1 pseudogene is annotated in these 2343 nt (G+C 71.4%); it reads right to left on the bottom strand.

The features are described 5' to 3' along the window. Positions 1–2222: pseudogene (locus G3N98_RS39000) on the bottom strand (amino acid adenylation domain-containing protein); the annotation flags it as partial. Positions 2223–2343: the final 121 nt, after the last annotated feature.

The raw sequence follows: 2343 nt of genomic DNA, 5'->3' as shown, positions 1-2343 counted from the left end.
GCAGCCGCACCGGCATGCGCGGCGCGCGGCGCATCGGCCACCTGCAACGCATACTGCGCGAGCACCGGCGCCTCGAACAGCGCGCGCACCGGCACGTCGCGGCCGAGCCGTTCGGCCACGCGCGTCGCGACGCGCACGGCGGCGAGCGAATGGCCGCCGAGATCGAAGAAGTGATCGCCACGGCCCACGCGCTCGAGATTCAGCACGTCGCGCCAGATCGCCGCGAGCGCGGCTTCGTCGCCGTCGTGCGGCGCTTCGTACGCACGTTCGACGCGTACCGGCGCCGGCAGCCGTGCGCGATCGACCTTGCTGTTCGCGTTGCGCGGCAGCGCGTCGAGCACGATCAGCTGCGCGGGCACCATGTAGTCGGGCAACGTGCGGCGCAGGTGCGCGTCGAGCGTCGCGGCTTCGACCGGCTGCGCGGCCGCCTGTGCGTCGGCGGTCAGTTCGACATATGCGACGAGCTGCGCCAGTGCGCCCTGCCCGTGCACGACCGCGCAGGCTTCGCGCACCGCGTCGTGCGCGGCAAGCTGCGCCTCGATCTCGCCGAGTTCGATGCGCAGCCCGCGCAGCTTCACCTGATGGTCGACGCGGCCGATGAAGTCGAACACGCCATCCGCGCGACGCCGCACGAGGTCGCCCGTACGGTACAACCGTGCGCCCGGCGCGCCGTACGGATCGGGCACGAAGCGCTCGGCCGTCAGCGCCGGGCGGTCGAGATAACCGCGCGCGACGCCGATCCCCTCGCCGCCCAGGTACAGTTCGCCAATCACGCCGACCGGCAGCGGATGCAGCCGTTCGTCGAGCACGTGCGCGGTGCGTGCGCCGACCAGCGTGCCGATCGGCAGGTACGCGGCGTCGCCGAGTTTCGCGAGATCGTCGCCGGGCCGGAACATCCACAGCGTCGGCGTGATGACCGTCTCGGTCGGGCCGTAGCCGTTGACCACGCGCACGTTCGGCAGCGCGCGGCGCAGCATCGCGAACGCCTCGCGCGACGTCGCCTCGCCGCCGACGGTCAGAGAACGCAGCGTCGGCGGTGCGCCGTGCGCGAGCGCCCATTCGGCGAGCTGTGCGGCGCAGCCGGGCGGCACGTAGGTCATCGTCACGCCGTCGCGGACCATCATCGCGCAGGTCTGCGCGGGCGGCCACAGCACGTCGGCCGTCACCGACACGGCGGCGCCCGACATGTATTGCGAAAACCAGCCTTCGTGCGCGCCGTCGAAGTTGACCGACTGGAACAGCAGGAACACGTCGCTCTCGCCCGCGCCGTAGCGCTCGGCGATCGCCGCGCAATGCAGCGCGAACGACGCGTGGTCGACAATCACGCCCTTCGGCTTGCCGGTCGAGCCCGACGTGTAGATCGCGTAGGCCGCGTGACCCGGCAGCACGTCCGGCAGCACGACGTGCGCGGCTTCGTCGAGGGCATCGACTTCATCGGCGCGCCACACGCGCAGATCCGGCAGCTCGGGCAGCGACGCGGCGCTCGCGTGGTCGGTCAGCACGTGCGCGATGTTCGCGTCGCCGACGATCTGCGCGAGCCGTTCGCGAGGATGCGCGGGATCGAGCGGCACGAACGCGGCGCCCGATTTCAGCACCGCGATCAGCGCGACGAGCAGGTCGACCGAGCGCTGCAGCGCGACGCCGACGCGCATTTCCGGGCGGACGCCGGCCGCGACCAGATGGCGCGCCAGGCGTGCCGCGCGTGCGTCGACTTCACCACGCGTCAGCGCGCGGTCGATGTCGGCCACGCCGCGTGCGTCGGGCCGTGCTTGAGCATGCGCGGCGATGCGGGCATGCACGGGCACGAACGGTTCGGATTCGGTTGCGCCTGCCGGTGCGTTCCATGCGAAGAGTTGCGCGCGCTCAGCGGCGGGCAGCCAGTCGAGATCGCCGATCGGCATGTCGGGGCGTGCGAGCGCATCGGCGAGCAGCGTGACGAAGCGTGCGGCCAATCGGGCGATCGCGTCCGCCTCGAACAGGTCGAGCGCGTAGATGAAGGCGGCATCGAACGTGCCGTCCGGCGTCGCTTCGACCGACAGCGTCAGGTCGAATTTCGCGGATGGTGTGCCCGACGGCAGCAACGCGGCCGCTGCCGCGCCGAGCGCCGGCAGCGCACGGCGCTCGCCGTACGCGGCCATCACCTGGAACAGCGGATGATGGCTCGCGCTGCGCGGCACGCCGAGCGCATCGACCACCTGCTCGAACGGCGCGTCCTGGTGCACATAAGCCCACCGCCCGCTTGCATGAGCGACTTCAGGTGCAACAGATACGCGAACAACGGTTCCGATGGCTCGTAGCCTTCGACGAGGAATTGCGTCACGTCGAAGCACACGCGGCGCAGCT

Origin of the sequence: Burkholderia sp. Tr-20390, assembly GCF_017104595.1 — a bacterium.
Classification (GTDB): Bacteria; Pseudomonadota; Gammaproteobacteria; order Burkholderiales; family Burkholderiaceae; genus Burkholderia.
The sequence above is the reverse complement of the archived record's forward strand: the minus strand, read 5'-3'. Positions and strand labels throughout refer to the sequence as shown.